The organism is Dysgonomonas mossii (assembly GCF_004569505.1).
GTDB lineage: Bacteria > Bacteroidota > Bacteroidia > Bacteroidales > Dysgonomonadaceae > Dysgonomonas.
On record NZ_SPPK01000001.1, the window covers coordinates 731,640 to 757,422 of the forward strand.

21 protein-coding genes are annotated in these 25,783 nt (G+C 36.7%); 17 read left to right on the forward strand and 4 right to left on the reverse strand.

Going from position 1 to position 25,783, the window contains the following annotated elements:
* Positions 1-217 precede the first annotated feature (217 nt).
* From E4T88_RS03275 to E4T88_RS03305, 7 genes are all read left to right on the forward strand, one after another.
* Positions 218-1,726, forward strand: coding sequence for a dermokine domain-containing protein (locus tag E4T88_RS03275; RefSeq protein ID WP_228093698.1), 1,509 nt, complete (start codon positions 218-220; stop codon positions 1,724-1,726).
* 177 nt (positions 1,727-1,903) lie between these two features.
* Entirely contained in the window at positions 1,904-3,523 is a 1,620-nt protein-coding gene (locus tag E4T88_RS03280; protein ID WP_135104037.1) for an OmpP1/FadL family transporter, read from the forward strand.
* A 237-nt stretch (positions 3,524-3,760) separates the two neighbouring features.
* On the forward strand, positions 3,761-4,228 hold the full coding sequence (locus E4T88_RS03285; RefSeq protein ID WP_135104038.1) for an SMI1/KNR4 family protein: 468 nt from the start codon (positions 3,761-3,763) through the stop codon (positions 4,226-4,228).
* 890 nt (positions 4,229-5,118) lie between these two features.
* Positions 5,119-6,003 (forward strand): helix-turn-helix domain-containing protein, encoded by an 885-nt coding sequence (locus E4T88_RS03290; RefSeq protein WP_135104039.1) that lies wholly within the window; start codon positions 5,119-5,121, stop codon positions 6,001-6,003.
* A 376-nt stretch (positions 6,004-6,379) separates the two neighbouring features.
* Positions 6,380-7,666 (forward strand): DUF6080 domain-containing protein, encoded by a 1,287-nt coding sequence (locus E4T88_RS03295; protein ID WP_135104040.1) that lies wholly within the window; start codon positions 6,380-6,382, stop codon positions 7,664-7,666.
* Between the two features lie 7 nt (positions 7,667-7,673).
* A complete protein-coding gene (locus E4T88_RS03300) occupies positions 7,674-8,558 on the forward strand; it encodes a UbiA prenyltransferase family protein (RefSeq protein ID WP_135104041.1) in 885 nt (294 codons plus the stop codon).
* Entirely contained in the window at positions 8,558-9,163 is a 606-nt protein-coding gene (locus E4T88_RS03305) for an HAD family hydrolase (protein WP_135104042.1), read from the forward strand. The genes E4T88_RS03300 and E4T88_RS03305 overlap by 1 nt, the downstream gene beginning before the upstream one ends.
* A 55-nt stretch (positions 9,164-9,218) precedes the next feature.
* Here E4T88_RS03305 and E4T88_RS03310 read toward each other — a convergent pair whose 3' ends face one another.
* The 3 genes from E4T88_RS03310 to E4T88_RS03320 are packed head-to-tail and all read right to left on the reverse strand — an operon-like array spanning position 9,219 to position 11,393.
* Positions 9,219-10,067, reverse strand: coding sequence for a M48 family metallopeptidase (locus E4T88_RS03310; protein ID WP_135104043.1), 849 nt, complete (start codon positions 10,065-10,067; stop codon positions 9,219-9,221).
* Positions 10,068-10,107: 40 nt separating this feature from the next.
* Positions 10,108-10,518, reverse strand: coding sequence for a large-conductance mechanosensitive channel protein MscL (gene mscL / locus E4T88_RS03315; RefSeq protein WP_135104044.1), 411 nt, complete (start codon positions 10,516-10,518; stop codon positions 10,108-10,110).
* A gap of 50 nt (positions 10,519-10,568) precedes the next feature.
* Positions 10,569-11,393, reverse strand: a complete 825-nt coding sequence (locus E4T88_RS03320; protein WP_135104045.1) for a hypothetical protein — start codon at positions 11,391-11,393, stop codon at positions 10,569-10,571.
* 33 nt (positions 11,394-11,426) lie between these two features.
* On the opposite strand from E4T88_RS03320, the gene gldG reads away from it, so the two are divergent.
* The 5 genes from gldG (at position 11,427) to dapA (ending at position 18,688) form a co-directional block, all read left to right on the forward strand.
* Positions 11,427-13,823 carry a gliding motility-associated ABC transporter substrate-binding protein GldG gene (gene gldG / locus E4T88_RS03325; protein WP_135104046.1) on the forward strand — a complete coding sequence of 799 codons (2,397 nt, stop codon included), beginning with the start codon at positions 11,427-11,429 and terminating at the stop codon, positions 13,821-13,823.
* 119 nt (positions 13,824-13,942) lie between these two features.
* On the forward strand, positions 13,943-15,940 hold the full coding sequence (gene ligA, locus E4T88_RS03330; protein ID WP_135104047.1) for an NAD-dependent DNA ligase LigA: 1,998 nt from the start codon (positions 13,943-13,945) through the stop codon (positions 15,938-15,940).
* Between the two features lie 35 nt (positions 15,941-15,975).
* Positions 15,976-17,118 (forward strand): galactokinase, encoded by a 1,143-nt coding sequence (gene galK, locus E4T88_RS03335; RefSeq protein ID WP_135104048.1) that lies wholly within the window; start codon positions 15,976-15,978, stop codon positions 17,116-17,118.
* A 90-nt stretch (positions 17,119-17,208) separates the two neighbouring features.
* The gene (locus E4T88_RS03340; RefSeq protein WP_135104049.1) at positions 17,209-17,721 is read left to right on the forward strand and encodes a DUF6913 domain-containing protein; all 513 of its coding nucleotides are present in this window, start codon (positions 17,209-17,211) and stop codon (positions 17,719-17,721) included.
* Positions 17,722-17,794: 73 nt separating this feature from the next.
* Positions 17,795-18,688 (forward strand): 4-hydroxy-tetrahydrodipicolinate synthase, encoded by an 894-nt coding sequence (gene dapA, locus E4T88_RS03345; RefSeq protein WP_135104050.1) that lies wholly within the window; start codon positions 17,795-17,797, stop codon positions 18,686-18,688.
* A gap of 1 nt (position 18,689) precedes the next feature.
* Here the strand turns inward: dapA and E4T88_RS03350 are convergent, their stop codons facing one another.
* A complete protein-coding gene (locus E4T88_RS03350) occupies positions 18,690-19,454 on the reverse strand; it encodes a DeoR/GlpR family DNA-binding transcription regulator (protein ID WP_006842690.1) in 765 nt (254 codons plus the stop codon).
* A gap of 241 nt (positions 19,455-19,695) precedes the next feature.
* Here E4T88_RS03350 and E4T88_RS03355 point away from each other — a divergent pair, with 241 nt between their 5' ends.
* From E4T88_RS03355 to E4T88_RS03375, 5 genes are read left to right on the forward strand one after another with little or no spacing between them, the layout of a single operon-like run.
* On the forward strand, positions 19,696-21,291 hold the full coding sequence (locus E4T88_RS03355) for a glycerol-3-phosphate dehydrogenase/oxidase (RefSeq protein ID WP_135104051.1): 1,596 nt from the start codon (positions 19,696-19,698) through the stop codon (positions 21,289-21,291).
* A 45-nt stretch (positions 21,292-21,336) separates the two neighbouring features.
* Entirely contained in the window at positions 21,337-22,827 is a 1,491-nt protein-coding gene (glpK, locus tag E4T88_RS03360; protein ID WP_135104052.1) for a glycerol kinase GlpK, read from the forward strand.
* An 18-nt stretch (positions 22,828-22,845) separates the two neighbouring features.
* Positions 22,846-23,541 carry an MIP/aquaporin family protein gene (locus E4T88_RS03365; RefSeq protein WP_135104053.1) on the forward strand — a complete coding sequence of 232 codons (696 nt, stop codon included), beginning with the start codon at positions 22,846-22,848 and terminating at the stop codon, positions 23,539-23,541.
* A 55-nt stretch (positions 23,542-23,596) separates the two neighbouring features.
* Positions 23,597-24,550 carry an HAD family hydrolase gene (locus E4T88_RS03370; RefSeq protein WP_135104054.1) on the forward strand — a complete coding sequence of 318 codons (954 nt, stop codon included), beginning with the start codon at positions 23,597-23,599 and terminating at the stop codon, positions 24,548-24,550.
* A 2-nt stretch (positions 24,551-24,552) separates the two neighbouring features.
* A complete protein-coding gene (locus E4T88_RS03375) occupies positions 24,553-25,725 on the forward strand; it encodes an OprO/OprP family phosphate-selective porin (RefSeq protein WP_135104055.1) in 1,173 nt (390 codons plus the stop codon).
* The last annotated feature ends 58 nt before the right edge of the window (positions 25,726-25,783 follow it).

Below are 25,783 nucleotides of genomic sequence, written 5' to 3' on the forward strand. Positions count from 1 at the left end.
TAGGGAGCAACATCGGTTTGTTTCTTCGCATCTTTAGTATATATAATATTGAATTGAAAAATAAAAGTCGTACATTTGTTTTATATACCATAAGATCTTACTGTAAGTTTTAAACCTTTTGACGAATGTTTAGTCTAAGATATATACATGAAAGTATATTGTACAGTAAGTGAATACAAAACTAAATTAGTAAATAATAATTATAGGAGAGCAGATTATGAAAGCTAAAAAAATGTTTCTAATGATTCTCGTGTCAGCTATACCGTTCTTGGCTTTTGCTCAGGAATGGGATGACATATATGCTACTTCTAAATCGAAAGAATCGAAACAGAAAGAAGTAAAAGTAAAGACTACTGCTCCCCAAAAGCAAGTAGACCAAACTCAGGTTTTGGTAGTGAAAGACAATGGGGATATAACATTAGAGCGAACAGGGAATGTGAATATCGATGTAGATGCTTATAACCGTAGAGGTAATGTAAGCGTATACGATGCCGAGCAAATACAGATGCCTGACGACTCTATTGTAAACGCAGATGGATATAATGATTATGAATATACCGATCGTATAGTAAGATTCCACGATCCCGCTAATAGTGTTAAAATTTCTAGTGATAACGAGATTAATGTATATGTTGTAAATGATACATATAGCAACTATTATCGTAATCGAGGTTGGAATTTTAACGTAAACTTCGGCTGGGGTTGGGGAGGATATGGATATTATCCTTGGTACGATTCATGGTATTCCCCTTCTTATGCATGGGGATGGTATGATCCTTGGTACTATGGCTCTTGGGGCTGGGGTTGGAGCAGACCTTGGTATGGAGGCTCTTGGGGTTGGGGATGGAATAGTCCTTGGTATGGTGGCTGGTATTCCGGCTGGTACGGCGGTGGAGGCTGGTATGGTGGTGGACATTATCATCGTTCAAACTATTCGTATTCTGGACGTCCACGATATAGCTCAAGCGGCAGATACTCGGCTTACAATAATTCAGGACGCTACAACTCCGGATATAATAACTCCGGCAGATATTCTTCATATAGTGGAGGACGTGGGGCTTCTTCTAGTGTAAGTACTCGACCATCATACAGTTCGGGTAGAGGATCAAGTAACGTAAGTACTCGTCCATCATATAGTACCGGTAGAAGGTCGTCAAGCGGTGTGAGCACCCGTCCGGCTACTCGTCCAAGCTACAATAGCGGCACATCTACAGGTAGAGGATCGTCAAGCGGTATTAGTACACGACCTACTACTCGTCCAAGTTACAATAGCGGAACATCTTCGGGAAGAGGTTCTTCATCCGATGTAAGTACTCGTCCGAGCACACGCCCAAGTTATGACAGCGGTTCATCAAATAGTAGCCGTCCAAGTTACAATAGTGGTTCGTCCAACAGTACCCGACCAAGTTATAATAGTGGATCGTCCGGTAGTTCCTCAAGACCAAGCTATAACAGTAGTAGCCCATCAAGGAGCTCTTCTAGTAGCAGCCGTCCAAGTTACAACAGTGGCAGTTCGTCTAGTAGCTCTTCTAGTAGCCGACCAAGCTATAATAGCAGCAGTTCGTCTTCTTCAAGTTCACACCCAAGTTATAGTAGTAGTTCTTCTAGTAGCTCTTCTTCAAGAAGCTCAGGTTCTTACAGCTCCGGTAGTTCTTCTTCGGGACGTTCTTCCGGTGGAGGATCATACAGTGGCGGCGGTGGTAGAAGTAGTAGCGGACGCAGATAATACGATCGTATCATAATAAAAAATATAAAAGCTGTTTCAACAAACGTGGTTATTGGAACAGCTTTTTATGGAAAATATAAGAAAATAGAACATTTAATATACTCTGAAATGTGTATGTTTCGTTTCGAAAGAGTTTAAACATGCAAATTTCATCTGTTAGATAAAAAATATTGAAATATGAAAAAATTATCATTATTAATGCTTGCTGTTGCCTTTTCGGTAGGAATGGTTTATGCTCAAAATGAAATGGATGCATACAGATTTTCCAAGAATGATTTAACCGGTACGGCAAGATCTGTGGCTATGGGGGGTGCATTTGGTGCACTGGGAGGTGATATCTCCGGTATCGCAATAAATCCTGCCGGTATAGGAGTTTATCAAAAGTCTGAAATTGTGACTACAATGAATTTTCAGAATACAAAGTCACAAGGTCAGTTGAATATAGGTAAGCAAAATGAAAATAAATTTACTTTTGCTTTTGATAATTTAGCCTTTGTGGGAACTTTTCCTTTATATGATGACGTAGTTCCTTTTCTTAATTTTGGATTTTCTTATAACCGTTTAAAAAGCTTTGACAGGAAATATGCCGTAATGGGCGATAATACTCGATCTCTTACCGGTTATATGGCTGGTAGAGCCAATTTCAATGAAGTTCCAGCTTCACGCTTATCTCTAAAAGATAATGACTTTTGGGGAGTGTGGGACAGTCAGGATTGGTTGACGGTATTAGGCTACAATTCTTTTTTGATAAATGAAGGTTCTAACGGAGGTAGCTATAGTCCGGCAATATCAAACAACGTTTCTAATGATTTGTTTGTGGAAGAAAAAGGTTATATTAGTTCATATGATTTCAATATCGGAACTTCTTTCTCTGATATCGTGAGCGTTGGTGCTACAATTTCTATGACAGATATAAACTATCGTCTCTATTCTCAATATACAGAGTATATGCCTGATGGAAATGGCGCACTGGCAGATAATCGCAGATTTGATTTGTATAATTGGAATAGAACGGATGGAACAGGTTGGCAAGTAAAAGCGGGAGTTATAATAAAACCGGTTCAAGAATTCCGTATAGGTATTGCTTACCACTCACCAACATGGTATAAAATGACAGATCATTTTGCTGCCGATTTGAGTCATAATTTATCAGGAGTATCTAGCTCTAGTCTTGATCCCGATTATGTAGCAGGAACAGTAAAAAGCTACGATGGGCGGGAAGATGCTGTTTTTGATTATAAATTACGTACACCCGATAAATGGACATTTAGTATGGCGGGAGTTATAGGGACAAAGGCTATCATAAGTGCAGATTATGAATTGACAAACTATAAGAATAATATGAAGCTGTTTAATCGTAACAGTAAAGCATTTTCTCCGGACCCGAATGAATATATTAAAAACGATTTCAAAATGGCATCAGCCTTACGCGTTGGTCTTGAATATCGTTTTACCAGCAAATTTTCAGGTCGTGTAGGTTATTCATGGGTGCAAAGTCCTTTTGACTCAAAAATAAAGAATAATGGAAATGAGGTTACTACAGATCCTCGTCCTGTTACGCAATATGCATTCGATGCCGATACTCACTATATCACTTATGGATTAGGATATCAATTTATTCCTGAAAGAAGAGGTAAATCCGATTGGTCGAATGGTTATTTTTACACAGATGTTGCCTTTGTAATGAAATCTCAGAAGGCAGATTTGTATTCTTTTGCAGGAGCAGATAAAGCTTCTTTGAAGACAAACTCATTCCAAGGACTATTGACTTTAGGGTATAAGTTTAGTATGAATTAGATCATTCTTGAAAACAAAATAAAATGGAAAAGGTATGCTTTGAGCATGCCTTTTCTGTTTTATAGCAGAATGTTTCTGATCTCGAAAGTTTTATTTTGCTACTGACAAGTAAGGTCGTATTTGATTTTGAATTGTATCTTTGTAAATATATTTACGTCGAATTATTAGTTTAATTGGTCATTTGTTAACTTTTAAGCTAAATGTATTCTGTATCTCAAACCATTAAAATTAGTATAGATGACCCCCGCGTATCATAAGTTCCTTGAGTTATTCAGAGCTAATGAATATAAAATAAAACACGGAAAGAAGGGTGTAGTAAAGCAAGAGTGGATTGACTACACGGAGCAAGAATTAGGATTTTCTTTACCTGACTCTTATAAATGGTGGTCGCAGGAGTTTGAGTACTTCAAAGTAGAAGATGAATATGTTAAATATGTGTCTCCTCCCGAAAACTATAATATTGCAGATGTAGATAGCCTTTTATATTTATATAAGTCTCAGATAATAAGTAATGCTACATCTCAGAATGAATTGACTGTTTTGGAAGAAGGAGAGGGGGATGCTTTGTATTATTTCTTAATTGAGCCCGGGCTAAAAGGCAATGAGTATAGAGTCTTTTGTCGTGATTATATGAATGAAGATGATGATTTTTATGCGGATGATTTTTTTAAGTTTTTGGAAATGAAAATACATCAAATGAAATAATACACAGGCTGAATATAAGAGTAAATTACAATCAAAGAGATATATGATGCTATAAGGTAAAAGTTATAGCATTTTTTTACTCCTTAAAAAGTCATATTTTAATGTTTTAAGAAAGGGGTTAATCTCTTTATCTGTAGAATCTTATGCGTTTTGTGCTGTGCCAAAAAGTTGTATCCTATTGTTATTGAAGCGAGTCTTTGCTAACTATGCATTATAATTATAAAATAATCAGAATCTTGAAATAGAATAATATATCCATTCTTACACTGATGATAATCTAGCAAGGCATATAAATATTGATAATAATTTTTAGTGAAACATTTGTCTATATGACAAAGCCTTGTTATAAGGTAGTTATAAAGTTCCCGAAAATGAGGATTGCTTTGGTTGTCCTCTCACCGTCCTGAGATTGCCCGTCTCAGGACGGTTTTTTATGAGTTATTTAATCGATTGGTATCATTCAAAAGATTAACAAAACAAATAGAAACACTACGATGATATTCGTGTAAACGAGATTTTCTAAATATATATCCAGGTTCTGCTGGGAGTTTATCTTCAAAAAAAATAACTATTTATCAAAATAATGAGTTTAAAGATTAGTAGACTTATAGTTTAATACAACTGAGAGTAATTATATCTTTCTTCTTATATTAATGATCTGTTATTGAGTATTTTATTAAAACTATCAATGAATGAAGAAAAAGGATCGAAAATAACAGAAAATCTCTATCTGTAAAAGAAGTGAAGAGTAAAGGTTTAAATAATTATAAATATTATACTAAAAGTCCATTTATTTTCGCTATTAAGAAATTAAATTCTATATTTGCACCGTGAAATATTAAGAGCAATATTTCATGATAAATAACACATAACAAAACTAAACTAAAGTCATGCTAGAAAAGGAAAGTAACGAGCTTGGATATTCGTTAGAGAACGAATTTAAATTATATAAGAATGCTCACTCTTTACCAGTTCCTCATTCAGCATTTTGTACGACTTTTGGTATAGTTGGTATTTGTCATGAAGGAGCTATTACTATCGAAGTTCATCAGCGTCAAGAAGAGCATCGTTTTGTAGAAGGTGAGATGATCGTTTTATTGCCAAATCAGACTATCTCGGTAAAAGATAAAAGCGACAACTTTAAAATTGATTATTTTTTACTTTCCCAAACAATAACAGATGATATTCTAGGTGGTATTTCACGCTTTTCGCCACTATTCTTCATATATATGAGGCAAAAGCACTTTTACAAACTGACTAAGAATGAGATGTCTCGGTATTCTGAATACTATAATCTTGTTAATGAAAGATTTCTTACGTCAGACTGTATGTTTCAGCGGGAATATATAGTAAGTTTAATAAGACTTTTTTATTTGGATGTTTATTATAGTTTTAAGAATAGCTTATTGTCAACGAATGCTACTCCTTGTTCGAGGAAAGAGAACTTGGCATATCAATTTTTTCTTTTAATACTAAAGCATTACCACGAAAATAAAGAAATGTCTTTTTATGCGAAGCAATTGGATATAACACCCAAGTATCTTTCTAAGGTGATAAAGGATGTAAGTGGTCGATCTGCCAAAGACTGGATTGTAGAATATACTTTGTTGGAAATAAAATCGTTGTTAAATAATACAGCGTTAAATATTCAGGAAATAACATTGGATACACATTTTTCGAGTCAAGCTTCTTTAGGTAGATTTTTCAAAAAGCATACAGGGCAGTCTCCGTCGGAATATAGGGCGAGGCTCGACGCTCAGATAGGTATGTTTTAGAATATTGATCAGAGGTAAATAAATGCTTCGTAAAGGATAGAAAAATAAATAAAAATATATTGTGTAGTTTTGTAAAGTTTGTGTTAAGGTTGGGGTCCTGCAAGTCGTGAGATTAGCAGGATTCTTTTTGAAGCAACTTCACACGAAACTCCATTATTTTATAAATAAAACAAGATACTATACTTCTTATTTCAACAGAGATCAGATTTTAATAATAAATTTTGACACAGCTAGTACAGTCTAATTCTTTAATTTTCAATTATTATCTGTGTAATTTAAAAATAATTAATGTAATTTTGGCTTTTATTTTTTGAGTTTGCCTATCAAACTTAATAAAGATCGGTGTATCCCAGACTAACACTTACTTGCATAAAATATGAATAAAAGTATTCGTTTTAAAATTACTGATTTTAAATTTTTATCGAAAGCACTTTTGCCCCAGAAAAAAGAAGAGAAGTTGCTATTCTTTATACTGCTATTAATTTATTTATCCTATTCGATATATATAGCATTAAGTACATCTGTGATAGATAATATGTCGTATGAAACAGATATTTATTTTTCTTATGATAATCCCTTAATCTTAAAGTTGGGACGAACACAGATAAGCGGGCATCCTCTCCTGATGTTATTTTATTACCCTTTTGTTCTTATTGGCAATGGACTTGCATATTTAGTTACATTCAAAGCTAAAACTCTCCTCTTTGTTTTATTGTCCTCTTCGATGATCAGTATGTCCTCTGTTTATATTTTTCGATATCTGAGAGAGATCATTGAAATAAAAAGGTCTGTAGCTTATTTGATAACATTATTTTTCGCATTTTTTTCTACAAATCTACTCTTGAGCTTTACACCTGAAAGCTTTACGCTATCTGCTATATTTTTGGCATTTAATGTTTATTACAATTCATCTTATATAAAGAAACAAAAATCACCTCCATTTCTTTCAAATATAGTTTTAGCAGATTTTATTTTAGGAGGAATTACACTTACTAATGTTGCAAAAGGTATTGTCCCTGTGTTATTTTTTAAAGAAAAGAAAATAAGTATATTAAAGAAGGTCGTTTTATTGGGGGTAATATTTCTTGCGATATTATCTATTGTTCAGCTTATTAGTATAGTTTTTCTTTCGAAGAATTTTTTTGAGTCCATTTTCATACACAGAGAATCTTTTACCAATAGCGCTTTGGGAGGCTCCTCTTTATTCCAGATGGTTTTTACTCATTTTTTTGGCTCTTCAATCTTCTTTCCTCCAATGATGAATTATACAGCTTACAATTCAACGATGCAGTATATAATTGAAGGAAATTATTCTTATTGGTGGCAATATACATTCGTTGCTTTAATACTGGCAATCATTGTAGCTTCTCTGGTAAAGAATTATAAGAACCCTTTTTTACAAATGATTTTCTTACTATTCCTTATCGATATTATTATACACTGTGTAATGAAATTCGGTATCAATCAGCCCTTTATCTACGGCGCACACTGGGTGTATTGTATTCCTTTATTAATCGGATGGCTGTATAATAAGTTGAAAGAAAAACAAGCAAAGGCCTTTGTCGTATTCTTTATATGCATGTTTGTCGGTTTGATTATAAACAATCTGTATCATCTCACGGATTTTATTAATATGGCACAATCTTTATATCCAACAGAATAAACAAATAATGAATAAAGTAAAACACTATTTACAATTGATGCGAATACATCAGTGGGTAAAGAATTTTTTCATCTTTTTACCTCTATTCTTTTCTTTTAAAATGGATCATATTCCATTGTTGATTGCCGATTTATGGGCTTTTGTCGGCTTTTGTTTAATAGCCAGTTCTATATACATTATCAACGACTGGAACGATATTGCAACAGACCGGCTTCATCCCGAGAAACGAAATAGACCTTTGGCTTCGGGAGCTATAAATAAAAAAGAGGCATTGTTGATGATTCTTAGTTTAGTGGCAGTCGGTGTGTCTGTGTATATATTTGTTTTAGGAAACTATATCGCATTGGCATTATTGGTGTCTTATTTTATTCTAAACATATTTTACTCGCTAAGGTTGAAACATATACCGGTTATTGATATTAGTATTGTGGCTATAGGATTTGTTATCCGTATATTTATAGGTGGGGTTGTTACAGATACTCCTCTTTCTCGGTGGATTGTGGTCATGACTTTTTTGTTGGCTATATTCTTGGCTTTGGGTAAACGGCGTGATGATGTAGTAATTTATGAGGAAACAGGAGATAAAGTTCGTAAGAATGTCGATGGGTATAATATTCCATTTCTGAATGTGGCGATTGTGGTTGTAGCGGCGGTAATGATGGTTGCTTATATTATGTACACTATTTCGCAGGAGGTAACAGAACATAATGGAGATAATCTTTATCTGACTTCCTTTTTTGTATTTATTGGATTGTTCCGATATTTACAAATCATATTTGTGGAAGAAAGGAGTGGTAATCCAACATTGATATTCCTCAAAGATAATTTTATCCGTATCATTATAATCTTATGGATTATTTCTTTCTTTGTTATCACAAAATTCTTTAGGTAATGGTAGATGCAAATTCATCGAAGGTAATAGCTGTTTTCGACTTTGACGGAACTATAACGACCGTAGATACCTTATTCGATTTTATTCGCTTTTATTATGGGTTTCCACGGTTGATTTGGGGGGTGTTTGTTCTCTCTCCTATTTTGATTTTATTTAAACTAGGGTTTATCCCAAATGATAAGGCAAAGGAACGGCTGTTTTCTTATTTCTTTAAAGGAAAGACATTATCGGAGTTTAATGCTATTTGCGAAAAATACAAGAATCGAATAAATCAGACGTTAAGATCACAAGCGATCGATAAGATCAGATTTCATCAACAGGAAGGGCATATAGTTCTCATTAATAGCGCATCTATTTACAATTGGATTTTGCCTTGGGCTCAATCAGTCGATATTGAGAAAGTTATCGGTACGGAGATTGAAGTTAAAGAAGGCGTAATAACAGGGAAGTTCACAGGTGAAAATTGCTACGGAGTAGAGAAGGTCAAACGTTTCCTGGAACTTTATCCTTATAGAGATACTTATCAGTTATATGTATACGGCGACAGTAGTGGGGATAAACCGTTGTTAGACATTGCAGATTTTCCGTTTTATAAGGAATTCTAAAATAAAAGAGACTACCTTACACGAGATAGCCTCTTCTGTTTTATGTTTTATTCAATTAGAACTTCCATTTGTTAGATGTTTTTGACGAATTCGTATTCGTTGCTCCTGTTCCACCTTTATAGTATTTCATAGCTTCAGGCAAATCTTTTTCTATCTGTTGGATACGTGTGTTGTCTGAAGGGTGAGTACTCATAAATTCAGGAGTGCTACTTCCTTGCTGCGACATGCGAGTCCAAAATGCAGCAGCCTGACTCGGGTTGTATCCTGCCATTGCCATAAATATCAGACCAAGTTTATCAGCTTCTAATTCTTGTTTGCGTGAATAAGGTAATAAAATTCCATATTGAGAACCGAGCCCAATTGCTGCGGCAGCGGCTTGTTGTACTCCGGTTGATGTCCCGCCAAGTGCTGTACCTATTGCAGCTGTACCATATTCAGTCATCATTTGTTGGCTCATACGTTCATTTGCGTGTTTTGCAACAGCATGTGCGACTTCATGTCCTAAGACAACAGCCAGACCAGTTTCGTCCTGAGTGTAAGGCAGTATTCCTTCATATACGACAATTTTCCCACCGGGCATGCAAAAAGCATTTACATCAGCACTCTTCACGAGGTTGAATTCCCATGCATACGATGCTAATTCATCTGCATAACCATTGTTTTTCAGATAAGTTTCAACAGCATTCGCTATATTTCTACCAACTTTCTGTACCAATGCCGTATTCTTCTTATCGGTTGATATTGGCGCAGATTTTATAAATTGTTGATATTGCTGTAAACTCAACGAAAGAACCTCTTGGTTCGAAACCAGATTCAATTGTTTACGTCCGGTTACAGGTACGCTGCCACAACTGGAGAACAATAGTGACATCGCTATAAATAAAATAGGGAAATACTTTACCATAATGCTTGTTTGTTAAGTTCAATTTATAAAAGGTATATATTTAATTTTTATTTTGTTCCTTCAATAAATCTCTTATTTCTGTTAGTAACGTTTCCTCTTTAGTTGGAGCCGGAGGGGCAGCAGGGGCTTCTTCTTTTTTCTTTTGTAGCATATTGATACCCTTGATAGCAAAAAATATAGCACTGGCTATGATAACAAAATCAAAAACAGTTTGTACAAAAGAGCCATAATTGATTGTTACAGCTGCTACGTCACCTACTGCTTCTTTTAGCGTTACTTTCAGGTCCGAAAAATTGACACCGCCAAGTACAACCCCGATTGGAGGCATGATAATATCGCTTACAAGCGATGATACAATCTTGCCGAATGCTCCACCTACAATGACACCGACAGCCATATCAACTACGTTGCCACGCATCATAAACTCCTTTAATTCTTTTAATACCGACATAACTATTTTATTAAATTAATAAATTGTAATATATTTTTATAAACACGAATTTAAAACTTTTTGTTTAGAAATATTTTTACGCTTACCGGTTTGCTGCCATTTTGTATGTTTATGCTATCGATGCACATTCTATCCGGAAAATCCATTAATAAGGGGATTGTTGCGTAATCTAATTTGATCAATTCGTTTGCCGCCTTCTGTTTGTTTTCTAGTATATAGCCTATTAGTTGTGTTGAGTTGTCATAAAGGACATAATTAAGAGCCAACGTTTTGTCCTGCACTTTTGTGAAAATACAGACAGGTGTGCTATTTCGAATTTTGGTTATAAACTCGATGTTATTTTCGTCCGAAAAGAATGTGTTTTCCGAGTCAGAATCAATAAATATTTCAATAGGTCTGAGATGGTTGCTGATGGCAAGCATTCCTTTGTAAAAAGAGCAAACGAGAAATTTATCATCCGGCTGAGTAAAATACCATACGATTGCATCTTTATATTCTCTTTTGTGAGGAGGAAAATCCGATGCTATCTGATTTCTTATATAATCTGCTATCTCTGATTCTTTCTCTTGTTTTATTTTTGTTATTAAAATACTACTATTGTCTTTATACTTTGAAATAATCGTAGGAAAAGATAAATTTTCTCCGAGTACACCCGTTAAGCTGCGAAGTGAAGGATCATACTGGTATAGCATATCCAGATTATACTCTCTATTGATATTTATTACAGCCACTGCCTGAGGAGATATATATTCATAAATATCAACAGAGAAAGATTGTTTGTTCTTTTCAAGTTTGTTATATAATCGCCATCCTCCGATAAGGACTACAATTATCAGAACAAATAAAATAACTATCTTTATCTCTCGTTTAGCCATTGTGTAATTAAACATCAATTTATACAAAGATATATGAAAGCTTTAGTATTTAAAGAACTTAAGTCTGTTTTTTGCTCTTCCTTCGGAGCGTTCTTTTCTTTAGCTTTTCTTCTCATTATAGGAGGTTTACTGTGGTTCTTCTCCGGAAAATACAATCTGGTGGATACCGGTTACGCTGATCTGAGCGGCTTTTTCGCTTTGTCTCCCATACTATTTTTGGTATTGATCCCGGCTCTTACCATGCGCTCTTTTTCAGAAGAACGAAAGGGAAAAACTTTAGATATTCTAATGACGAGGCCTGTTAGTATCTTCCATATCTATCTAAGTAAATATCTGGCTGCACTTATCTTCGTATTTATTACCTTATTGCCTACATGTGTTTATGTTTATTCTTTATCGCAACTAGCCAATCCAGAAGGAAACATTGACCTTAATGCTATTTTTGCCTCGTATTTTTCTTTGCTATTATTGGTTATGGTTTTTGTATCTATCGGTCTATTTGGGTCGGCTTTGTCTAAGAATCAGGTTGTAGCACTTATAGCTTCAGTAATTTTAAGTGTTTTTGTTTACTATGGCTTCGCTTTGCTCTCCGGCTTATTCCTTGCCGGAAAAACGCAAGCAGCCGTGTCATCTCTGGGACTGTTTCATTATTACGAATTGATGCAAAAGGGGGTTATCCGATTTAAGGACTTGCTTGTTGTTGTTAATTATTTGGTTTTGTTTGTAATTCTTGCTCTTGTAGTATTAAGTGGGAGTAAATCAAGAATTTTAGTCAGGGGGGTAGTTTTGTTTGTTATCCTTAATGTTGGATTGTACTTTATACCTAATTATAGAATTGATTTTACATCCGATAAGCGTTATACACTAAGTGATTATACAATAAACCTCTTGAAGGGTACGAAAAATGAGATTCCTCTTAATATAAATATATATTTGAGTGGAGATCTCAACTATGGATTCCAGCGTTTGCAGGATGCAACCGTTAATCTATTAAATGATTATAACCGATATGTGAATAGCAGTCTCGAAATAAGACAAACGAATATATATCAGTCCGAAAGCTCTGCCTCTGAGATATATGAGGCGATGGCACAAAGAGGTATGCCCGGTATTATTCTTAACGAGATCGATAGGGAAGGGAAAGCCAGCAAAAAAATAATATATCCATACGCCCAGATATCAAACGGAAAAGATACTCTGGTTGTTCCTTTGCTCAAAAATATTGCGGGGTATACAGCGGAAGAAAACATAAATGCATCTATCGAGAGTCTGGAGTTTGAATTTACAGACGCTATTCGCTTACTAAATCAGGAAGCATCTAAATCTATTGCTTTTATTGAAGGTCATAATGAGATTTCACGTACGTATGTATATGATGCCGAGGAAGTATTATCTAAATACTACACAGTGAATAGGGGGCAGATTGGTAACGAAATTAATATATTGGACAACTTTGATGCTGTGATTATTGCCGGGCCTTTATCAAAATATAGTGAAACGGATAAGTATATCCTCGATCAGTATATAATGTCGGGAGGTAAGGTATTGTGGCTTATCGATGGGGCTTTTTACTCTCATCAGGATCTCGCTCAATTAGGACATTCTGCAAGTATGAAAAATGATGTCAATCTCGATGATATGCTTTTTTCATACGGTGTACGCATAAATTCAAACCTTATTCAGGATAGCCAGTGTGTTTCTACATATTTAATGAGTGATGCAGGAGGTCAGTCGGCTTCGGTTGTGCCCAGTTATTTTCAGCCACTGTTGATCCCGTCTCAGGATTTTCCCATTACAAAGAATATAAGGGACGTAAAAGCCGGGTTTGCCAGTTCTATCGATATTGTAAACAATTCTACTAATGTGACAAAGCATATATTATTGACTACTTCAGCTAACACGCATTTAGTAAAAGTGCCTGATGCGATTGATTTTGATATTGCAAAAATACAAAACAATAAAGACTATTTCGATCAGCAATTTGTTCCTGTGGCGGTAAGTCTCGAAGGTATATTTACTTCTGTATTCCAAAATAGGATGATGCCTGATAGCATTAAAGTTGATAGTCATAAAACTAAGAATATAAGTGAAAGAACAAAAATGATCGTTGTTTCATCTTCCGATATCATAACAAATGAGATTCAGGGGCATGGACAAAGTTCTCAGGTATTACCTATGGGTTATGATAGAGTTTCCAAACAGCAGTTCGGTAATCGTGATTTTATTGTGAATGCCGTAAATTGGCTAACAGGAGATGACGGACTGATGCAGTTGAGGACAAAGCAACAAAAGCTATATATCCTGAACAAAAAAGAGGCTTATGAAAACAGAAATCAATATGCTATATTAAATATTGCTTTTCCTGTATTTTTTATTGCTTTGGTCATGGGTTCGATTTCTCTGTATAGAAAAAGAAAATATGAGAAGTAACTTGATATTCCGTTAGCTGAAGAGAAGTCAATGTGTAAATAGATTTCTGAAAAATATCTAATTTTGCACACTTTCAGCCTATTTCTTTTTATATTTGTATTTACGATTTTAACAAAAGAATGGATCAGATAAAGCACCAAATTGATACTCTTCGGGAAGAGTTGAACAAACATAATTACGACTATTACGTACTTTCAGCACCAACTATTTCAGATTTTGAATTTGATAAGAAATTAAAGGAATTGACCGATTTGGAAACTCAGTATCCTGAGTATTTCGATCCTAATTCTCCGAGTCAACGTGTTGGCAGCGATATTAATAAATCATTCAAACAAGTCCCTCATAAATATCCCATGTTATCGTTGGGAAATACATATACAGAGGCAGAAATTACAGATTTTTACAATCGGGTAAAGAAAGGGTTGAATGATGATTTCGAAATTGTATGTGAATTAAAGTACGATGGAACATCTATTTCTCTTACATATATCAACGGTCAGTTAACTCAGGCCGTTACACGTGGCGATGGTGTGCAGGGTGATGATGTGACAGCTAATGTGCGTACTATTCGTAGTATTCCTTTGCGATTGCATGGAACAGATTATCCTGCCGAGTTTGAAATCAGAGGAGAGATTCTGATGCCGTGGTCTGTGTTTGATCAAATAAATAAGGAAAGAGCCGAACAGGAAGAAGCCCTTTTTGCTAATCCGCGTAATGCCGGATCAGGAACACTTAAGCAGCAAGACCCTAAAATAGTGGCTTCACGTAAGCTTGACTCTTATCTCTACTATTTGTTAGGAGAAGAATTGCCTACTGACGGACATTACGAAAATCTGATGAAAGCGAAGGAATGGGGCTTTAAAATTTCGGATGCAACCAAGAAGTGTAAGACTTTAGACGAAATATTCGCATATATACACTATTGGGATAAGGAGCGTAAAAACCTGCCTGTAGCTACAGATGGAATAGTCCTTAAAGTAAATTCGCTGACACAGCAAAAGAATCTAGGCTTTACCTCTAAGTTTCCTCGTTGGGCTATTGCCTTCAAGTTTCAGGCAGAGCAGGCTGTTACAACGCTAGAGTCTGTCTCATATCAGGTGGGGCGAACAGGAGCTGTTACACCTGTGGCCAACCTTAGACCGGTAAAGCTGTCAGGAACTACCGTTAAGCGAGCGTCACTTTATAACGAAGATTATATTAACTCTCTTGATTTACATATCAATGATCAGGTTTATGTAGAAAAAGGAGGAGAAATAATACCTAAGATCACCGGGGTAGATGTTACCCAAAGAAATATATTTGATACTAAAGTCGAGTTTATAAAAGATTGTCCCGAATGTGGTACACCTCTTGTCAAAGATGAAGGAGAGGCTATATATTATTGCCCGAACGATGTGTCATGTCCACCTCAGATAAAAGGGCGTATCGAGCACTTTCTGACCCGAAAAGCGATGAATATTGCCGGAGGGACAGAAACTGTAGAGCACCTTTACAATGCCGGATATATTCGAAATATTGCAGACCTATATACACTAAAGTGGCAGGATGTCTCTCGTCTTGAGCGTTGGGCTGAGAAGAGTGCCAAGAATCTAATAGATAGCATTCATGCATCGGTATCTGTACCTTACGAAAGAGTGCTTTTTGCTTTGGGAATCCGTTATGTCGGCGAAACCGTAGCGAAAAAACTAGCATTGGCTTTTCCTGATATCGACTTGTTACAAGCCGCTACAATAGAAGACTTGACACAGGTTGATGAAATTGGTGATCGGATAGCTCAAAGCATCGTTAAATATTTTAGTAATCCTAACAATCTTGAAGTCATAAATAAACTTCGTACATTTGGATTGCAATTTGAGCTTAGTGAATCTATTATTGCCCAGAGAACAGAAAAACTGAAAGACTTGTCAATCGTAATTAGCGGGACTTTCGAAAAATATTCCCGCGATGAATACAAGAGTATGATAGAACAGAATGGAGGTAAGAACAGCGGTTCTATATCTTCAAAAACTAATTATGTCTTAGCCGGTGACAATATGGGGCCTGCTAAACTCGAGAAAGCGAAAAGTCTGGGTATTCCTATTATTAATGAAGATGATTTTCTCAAAATGTTGGAATAATTTTTTGTATAAACCCTAAATAATTAAAATCGACCATGGAGCTAAATTTATTAAAAGAAAAATTTAAATCGCTATTCGGAACTGAAGGTACAATGTATACATCGCCGGGACGTATCAACCTTATTGGTGAACATACAGATTACAATGGCGGATTTGTGTTGCCGGGAGCAATTGACAAAGCCATGTATTGTGTGATCAAGCCAAATGGAACGCCCGACCGTATTAAAGCATACGCTATGGACTTGTCCGAAATGGATGAGTTCGGACTAGATGATATTCCGATCAAACAATGGGGGAAATATATCTTCGGCGTATGTCACGAAATAATGAAGCTAGGAAAACAAGTTCAAGGTTTTGACTGCGTGTTTGCCGGTGATGTGCCTCTCGGAGCAGGAATGTCTTCGTCAGCAGCTTTGGAAAGTTGTTTCGGATTTGCTATCAATGATATGTATAATCTTGGCTTAGATCGTTTTCAACTAGCCAAAATAGGGCAAGCTACAGAGCACAATTATGTAGGAGTCAAATGTGGTATTATGGATCAGTTCGCGTCTTGCTTTGGTAAGGCCGGATCATTAATTCGCCTGGATTGTCGCTCTCTTGAATATAAATATATTCCGTTCAATCCGGAAGGATACCGTTTGGTGTTGTTAAATACTTGCGTAGAACATGAGTTGGCTTCCTCCGCTTATAACAAACGTCGCGAATCGTGCGAAAATGCGGCATCATACATTCGTAAATATCATCCTGAAGTGCAGTTATTGCGTGATGCTACAATCGACATGTTGAAAGAAGTGGCTAACGAAGTTAGTGCCGAAGATTACATGCGTGCCGAATTCGTTATCGAAGAAATTCAACGTATGAGCGAAGCGTGTGATGCTTTGGAAAGAGGTGATTACGAAACCGTTGGTAAGAAAATGTACGAAACGCATATCGGGCTTAGCCGTAAGTATGAAGTTAGCTGCGAAGAACTTGACTTCCTGAATGATATCGCACGTCAGTGTGGCGTAACCGGATCTCGTGTGATGGGAGGTGGCTTTGGTGGTTGCACTATCAATCTTGTGAAAAATGAGCTTCATGATGATTTCATCAAACGTGCTACCGAAAGCTATGAGCAAAAGTTCAGAATCAAGCCGAAGGTATACGATGTGGTGATCAGTGATGGTGCCAGAAAATTATAAAAAGTAATAGAAGCAGAATTTATTTTTCCCGGTTGAAAACGAAATATACGACTGCTGGTTTATTATGATATCTAACACAACAAAATTATTATGTTTGATTTTTTAGTAAAATGGAAAATAAATTCTGCTTTCCGAGATAATAAAAGAAAACATGCTTTCCGAAATTTAGAGAGCATGAAAAGTGTACTTATTCTGTTCTCATATAACGATTGGTCGGCTATAGATGCTATATCAAAAGATTTAGCAGCAAATGGTAAAAAAGTTGTCTTGTGGACGTATCAATCTACAAAGAAGGCTCCGGGGAATACAATATTTCCGGCGAATGTGAGAATTATTCATCCTCAGGAAATGTCTTTCCTTCAGATACTTGCTCCATCCGTCTTGAATGAGTTCAAGGCATTGGAATATGATACGCTTATTGACTTGACTACTACTGAAAGTAAGGTTTATGAATATCTGCTGTCCAATAATTCTTCTGAATTTAGTATCGGTATTGCAAAGCCGGATCAGCCTTACTATGACTTTCTGGTGCTCAAAACTGATGAAATGAATCTACAGGAAACTTATCAGCAAATAAAAAATTACCTGAGCAAAGTGCTATAGGGTGTAAATTAATTCTTAATTTTGCACAAACTGAAAAGAGATATACACTTTTCTAAAGATAAAGATTGACTTTATGTCCAGGATAAATCTGAGAGGAATGGGAGTTGCTTTAATTACTCCTTTTAAAGAAGATGAGAGTGTCGATTATGATGCCCTGCTTCGGCTTGTTGATTATCAGTTGCAAAATGGAACTGATTATCTGGTTGTACTTGGTACAACAGCAGAAACCCCAACATTGACTGAAGGAGAAAAAAAACAGATTGTCGAATTGGTGGTAAATAAAGTCAACGGTCAAATTCCTATTATTATAGGAGAAGGTGGAAATAATACACGTGCCATTGTCGATAAGTTAAAGAAAAATGATTACGTCGGCATAGACGGTATTCTTTCGGTAGTTCCTTACTATAACAAACCATCACAGGAAGGTATATATCAGCATTATAAAGCTATCTCGGAAGCATCTTCCCTGCCTATTATAGCTTATAATGTTCCGGGGCGGACAGGTGTTAATATGACGGCTGATACAACGTTGCGTATTGCTAATGAGTTCAGAAATATTGTTGCGGTAAAAGAAGCCTCCGGAAATATGACTCAGATGGATGATATCATAAAGCGTAAGCCCGAACATTTTGATGTGATATCAGGTGATGATGGGGTTACCTTTCCTTTGATAACCCTCGGCGCTGTTGGTGTCATATCAGTTATTGGCAATGCATTCCCTCGCGAATTTAGTCGTATGACTCGTTTGGCACTTGAAGGTGATTATGCCAGTGCTTTGACTATACATCATAGTTTCAACGAGCTATTCAACCTTCTTTTCGTGGATGGAAATCCGGCAGGAGTAAAATGTATGCTCAATATGATGGGTTATATTCAAAATAAACTTCGTCTGCCTTTAGTTCCTACACGTATAACTACCTATGAGCAAATAAGAAACGTATTGCTCGAGCTCAATATTAAATGTTAGTTTAGACAAGGGTTACTTCTATTTCTCTTTCTCTCATCATCTCAATTATATGGGCCGGTGCGTTTTTGTCTGTAATGATGTGATGTATTTTATTTAAATCACATATTTTACAAAACCCTCTTCTGCCAAACTTTGACGAGTCTGTAAGTACAATAATTTTTTGTGCGGCATCTATCATTTGCTGATTGATTCTAGCTTCGCTCATGTCGCTGGTTGTTAGTCCATAATCTAGGTCGATTCCGTCTACCCCCAAGAATAGCTTGTTGCAGGAGAGGCTTTCCAGTATGTTTTCAGCATAGTGTCCAATCACTGATACCGAGTTTTTTCTCATAATGCCTCCCAATTGAATGATCTCAATATTCGGGTTGTAGCATAAGCTTAATGAAACTTTTACCGAAGATGTGATTACTGTAATACCTTCGCTGGCATTTATTTCGTTTGCGAAAGCGAGTAGAGTTGTTCCCGATGCTATTATAATTTTATCGTTTGGCTCCAATAATTTACTTGCTGCTTTTGCTATCGATGATTTTTCATCCATATTCAGCTTTTCTTTCACATCTATATGTTTGTCTGATATAATTGAACTGAGACTACTGGCACTTCCATGATTACGATATAACATCTTTTTGCTTTCGAGAAACTTTAAATCTTTTCGTATCGTAACTTCCGAAACTCCGAGTTTTTCACTTAAGTCCAGAACTTTTACATATCCGTCTTCTTTAAGTTGCTCCAGTATATATTTATGTCGCTTCGCTATATTTCCCATATTATTTGCTAATTAGTTGTTAGATCTTGCTGCAAAGGTATAAATATTTCTATTGTTTATGTAATATGCTTTGCATCTTTATTGTTAAGTTTTTTATTTTGTTATATGTGTTTCATTTCGTAATTGTATGTTTTGATTTCGAATTAACTATAAATAACTCCGAACTGTTATAAAAAAGTTTCGAATTTATTTGTTTATTTCAAACTCTTAATTAATTTTGTGTGTATATAGATGTGATACAATGAAACGAGATGATTATATAAAACAAATAGCAGATAAATCTCTAATATGGGATTTTGTTGTTGTCGGAGGCGGAGCAACCGGGCTGGGTGCTGCAGTTGATGCTGCTTCACGAGGGTTCAAGGTTGTGTTGTTGGAGCAGGCTGATTTTACAAAAGCCACTTCCAGTCGCAGTACGAAACTTGTGCATGGTGGTGTGCGTTATTTGGCACAAGGAGATGTTAGTTTAGTTGTTGAGGCTCTTCGTGAAAGAGGTTTAATGAAAAAGAATGCTCCACATCTTGTCAAAGATCAACGTTTTATCATCGGAAATTATAAGTGGTGGGAAAAGCCATTTTATACAATTGGTCTTACTGTTTATGACCTGCTGGCTGGGAAGAGAGGTTTGGGGCGTTCTTTGCCTATGACAAAGAAGGCTGTAGAATGTGAGATACCTCAAATAAATAAGACTCGATTAAGAGGAGGTGTTGTTTATCATGATGGTCAGTTTGATGACTCTCGTATGGGGATCAACTTGATGCAGACTGCAGCTGAACAAGGTGCAGTTGTTATTAATTATGCTAAAGTGACCAATTTGATAAAGGATGATTCTGGCAAAATATCAGGAGTAAATGTTTATGATGAAATAGGTAAGCAGCCATATTCGCTAAAAGCAAAAGTTGTAGTGAATGCTACCGGAATATTTGTGGATGGTTTAATGAAGATGGATGCTCCGGAAAAAGATAATATAGTTCGTCCGAGTCAGGGTGTCCATCTTGTTGTAGATAAATCATTTTTAGGAGGAGATACAGCAATAATGATCCCAAAAACGAGTGATGGACGTGTTCTGTTTGGTGTGCCATGGCACGATAAGGTTGTTTTAGGTACAACAGACACTCCATTAAAAGAGTTTGTTTTGGAACCTCAGGCATTGGAAGAGGAGATAGAGTTTATTCTGAGAACTGCCGGAGAATATTTAGCGAAGAAGCCAACACGGGACGATGTCCTTTCTGTCTTTGCTGGTTTGAGACCTTTGGCTGCACCTAAAAAGGAATCTGACGGTAAGAAAACAAAAGAAATATCAAGAAGCCACAAAATTGTAATATCAGATAGCGGGCTCATTACTATTACAGGTGGTAAGTGGACTACCTATAGAGATATGGCTCAGGATGTTATTGATAAAGGTATTACTATAGGGGGATTGTCTCGCAAAGAGTGTGTTACCAAAGATCTGCGAATACATGGATACAAGGAAAAGGTAGACAGATCCAACTTTAACTATGTTTATGGAAGTGATATTGATAAGATCGTTGAGCTTCAGAACCAATCTCTGAAATTTGCCGAAAAATTACATCCCGATTATGATTATACAGTGGCTGAGGTTATATGGGCTGTTCGAGAAGAAATGGCTTTGACTGTAGAAGATGTACTTGCAAGACGTTTTAGGATTTTGTTTTTAGATGCGCGTGCTGCTATTGATATGGCTCCACAAGTTACGTCGATTATGGCTATAGAGATGGAAAAAGATAAGGAGTGGGAGGCGATACAAGTTCGTGAATTTGTGGAACTGGCTCAGCATTATTTATTAGTAGACTATAAGCCGAATTATATACCTTAGCATATGGAATGATAGCAGAAAAACTAATCATATAACTAATATACCATGGAACAGAAATACATTTTATCATTTGATGCCGGTACTACCAGCTCAAGGGCTATCGTATTCAATCGCAAGGGGGAGATATGCTCTGTAGCCCAGAAGGAGTTTCCGCAAATTTTTCCACAGAGTGGTTGGGTAGAACATGACCCTCTCGAAATATGGGCTTCGCAAGCTGCCGTAGCTGCTGAAGCTATTACAAAAATTGGAATCAATGGTACGAATATCGCAGGAATCGGAATTACCAATCAGCGCGAAACTACCATTGTCTGGGATCGCGAAACAGGAGAGCCCGTATACAATGCTATTGTATGGCAAGACCGAAGAACATCCGAGTATTGCGATGCACTGAAAAATGAAGGGCTACTTCCTGTTATCAAAGAAAAAACAGGCCTGATTGTTGATGCATACTTCAGTGCTACAAAAGTAAAATGGATACTGGATAATGTTCAGGGGGCGAGAGAAAAAGCAGAAAAAGGAAAATTGGTGTTCGGTACAGTTGATACTTGGATTGTATGGCAATTAACAAGGGGTTCGGTACATGTAACCGATGTTTCGAATGCTTCACGTACAATGTTGTTTAATATTCATACTTTGCAATGGGATAATGATCTTCTCGAGTTGTTTAATATACCGGTGAGTATGATGCCTAAGGTATGTGCTTCCAGTGAGGTGTATGGACATACGAGAACTACAATTTTTGCTTCCAAAGTTCCTATTTCGGGTATTGCCGGCGATCAGCAAGCCGCACTATTTGGGCAAATGTGCCTTGAACAAGGAATGGTAAAGAATACATACGGAACAGGATGTTTCATCTTGATGAATACAGGGAATAAACCCGTTGTCTCAAAAAATAATTTAATATCTACGATAGCATGGCAGTTGGATGGAAAAACAACTTATGCTCTCGAAGGAAGTATTTTCGTTGGTGGAGCAATAGTACAATGGCTCAGGGATGGACTTAAAATTATAAACTCATCTTCCGAAATAGAGGAATTGGCTACCCAGGTTAAAGACAATGGAGATGTATATTTCGTGCCTTCTTTAACAGGCTTGGGGGCTCCTTATTGGGATCAATATGCACGGGGTACAATTGTTGGAATATCGCGAGGAACTACTTCTGCGCATATTGCTCGTGCTGCACTTGAAGGTATTGCTTATCAGACTATGGATGTAATCAATGCAATGATCTTGGATGCAGGCGTAGGGCTTAAAGAGCTCAGAGTAGATGGTGGCGCTGCTAAGAATAATTTACTGATGCAATTTCAGGCTAATGTACTTGGGCAAACAGTGATTCGTCCTCAAACTACCGAAACCACCGCTCTGGGGGCTGCTTACCTTGCCGGGCTTGCTGTTGGCTATTGGGAGAATGTGGAGGAGATAAAGAAACAATGGCATATTGATACCAAATTTGAACCTGACCTTAAGATTGATATGCATTTGGCTAAGAAAAAATGGTCTGAAGCTGTTTACCGTGCCCAATCGTGGGTGAGATAATACTCTAATCTGTATACCATGGGACAAGATATTTTATTCGAATTTATAGGCACAGCTATACTCATTTTATTGGGTGCAGGTGTTTGTGCAAATGTTAATCTCAAGAAGACATTGGGTAATAGTTCCGGTTGGGTTGTGATTTCTTTCGGTTGGGGATTGGCTGTTTTTGTTGCAGCGTATATCTCTGCTCCATATTCGGGGGCTCATCTTAATCCGGCTCTTACTATAGGCTTGGCAATTGCAGGCAATTTCAAAGGGAGTGTAATCGGGTATATAGTAGCGCAGATGTTGGGTGCTATACTTGGTGCATCTTTAGTTTTTCTGATGTATAAGCCTCATTTCGATGCTGAAGAAAATCCAAATGCTAAAAAAGGTGTATTCTGTACGGGTCCTGCAATAAAGGCTTATACCTATAATTTTATCAGTGAAGTAATCGGAACATTCGTCCTCATGTTTGGGGTGCTGATGGTAGGCGGTGCGCAAATAGATGGACCGCTTCCGGTATCGTTGGTTATAGTATCTATAGGTATGTCATTAGGGGGAACTACCGGATATGCTATTAATCCGGCTCGTGACCTTGGACCACGTATCGCACATGCGATACTACCTATAAAAAATAAAAGAGATAGCGACTGGGGCTACTCTTGGATACCTGTTCTCGGACCGATAGTTGGTGCTGCTCTAGCTTCGGGACTATATTTATTAATCAAGTAGAAACTATATCTAATACCAAAATCTAGTTGTTAAAACCTTTTTAAATTACTAAGTTATGAAAAAGATTAATTTTATGCGTAAGGCATTATGTCTTGCGGTAGTGATGATTTTGACTTCTTCGTTCGCTTTAACGGCTCAAACATACCGTTATATAAAAGGCTGGCCGAAAGAAGCTAACGATCGTATTGAGAGCTTTTTGAACTCTACGATTCCTATGAAAGAACGCAAAGTAGCCATATTTGACTGCGATGGTACACTGTTTGGTCAGGTTCCTTATTATCTGGCGGACGAAGCTCTTTTCGGTTTTGCACAAAAAACTTATGGAAATAGAACAGATAAAGAAGCAAAAGAAAAAATGGCAATTGTAGATGATATGCTTCATGGAAAAGATAATGTGGGAATCGCTTATGTGCAAAAGCGTGTGAGATTTTTTGCCGGATTATCTCCAGACGAAATATCTACAATAGGGAATGATTGCTATCACGAAAAATTTCAAGGAAAGTTCTATCCTGAGATGAAAGAATTCTTGGCAAACCTACAAGAGTATGGAATCGAAATATGGGTATTGACTGCATCTCCCGAGTTTTTATATCAACGCTTTGTTCACGAACAGCTAGGTATTCCTGTAGACCGTATTATCGGAGTGAAGTCTGCTGTAAGAAATGGAAAGACAACAGACGAATTAGTATTGCCAACACCTCAGGATTGGGGTAAAGCTGAAACTATTCACACGTTTATAAAAGCTCGTCCGATTATCGTTGGTGGTAATAGCCGTGGTGATATGGAAATGATGGATGAGTCCGTAGGATTGAAGTTAATGGTTAACCCTGATAATGTAAAGATAGAAAAAGAACATGCTGGAAATATGGAAGGTATGACAGTAAAACAATATTGGGATAAAGATCCTAACTGTGTTATTGTTTATTGTAACGATGTTCCCGAAGGAAACTATAAATATACTACTCAGGAATGGGGTGTGAAAGTTAATAAAACCAATAAGAAACAATAGTCATGTCTAGTTGTAGATTAACTATATTGGCTGCTCTTTCCCTGTTTGCTTTCTCTTCATTGTTCGCCCAATCTGTGGATGTGAAAATCGCAGACGAAACCGTGAAAATAACTCCAATGGGTCGCTTTTATTTTGACGGAGCAACTTATATAGAAGACGGAACAGACCTAAGTAATGGGGTAGCTATGTCAGATGTCCGGTTAGGACTGAAAGCGAAATATAAAAGTTTCGATATGAAAGTTGATCTCGGATTTGCCGGAGGGAAAGTAGGCTATAAAGATATTTTCTTGCAGTATAATCTGAATAAAACATCTTATGTTAGAGGTGGCCATTTTGCCGAACCATTTGGTATCGATCATATGGAAAGTTCTGCTAACATCAAGTTTATTACAGCCAATGCTACATCGTTTGCTTTCTCTCCGGGAAGAAAACTCGGAGTTGAGTATATCGGTTGGAATAAATATGCATGGGTAGGCATAGGTGTATTTGCTGATGGCGACTCTATGACTAATTCCATTGAAGGAGATGATGGATATTCGGCCACAGGGCGTGTTGTCTTTAATCCGTTGCAGCAAGATGGTAAAATATTCCATATAGGCTTAGCCGGTTCTTACCGTAAGGCTGATGCTAATGGATTTGATGCTAACGGTATACAGAAGCCGAAAGTAATCAGTTATGGAAGTTCGTTGATCACAAATGTAGAAAAGCGTAAATTTATTCAGGCGAGCATATCAAATGCCGATTATCAGGCTAAATATGCTGTGGAACTCATCGGAGCATATGGTCCTTTGTATCTTCAAGCTGAATATTTTCATAGTAATGTGGAAAGGAAAGATGATCTGCCTGCATATAAAGCCAGTGGGGCTTATGCTCAAATCGGTTTTTTGGCTATTGGTGGCAATTATACTTATTCCTCTTCATGGGCGAGGATGGGTACTCCTAAACCGAAGTCTTTAGAGTTTGCTTTGAGGTACAACTATACCGATCTTGACAATAAAAACTCAGGGATAAAAGGAGGTAGAATGAGTGATTGGACGTTTGCCGCAAATTATTATTTAAATAAATATATAATGTTAAGATTAGACTATTCTAATATTTCTTTAGGTAATACAAATCCTTTGGCTGCAGGAGAAACTATTAATGCTATTCAAGGCAGGCTTCAAGTTGTCTTTTAATTATATCTAGTTTTATATATTAACATGCGGATAAGAGGGTAGATTTAATTTCTATCCT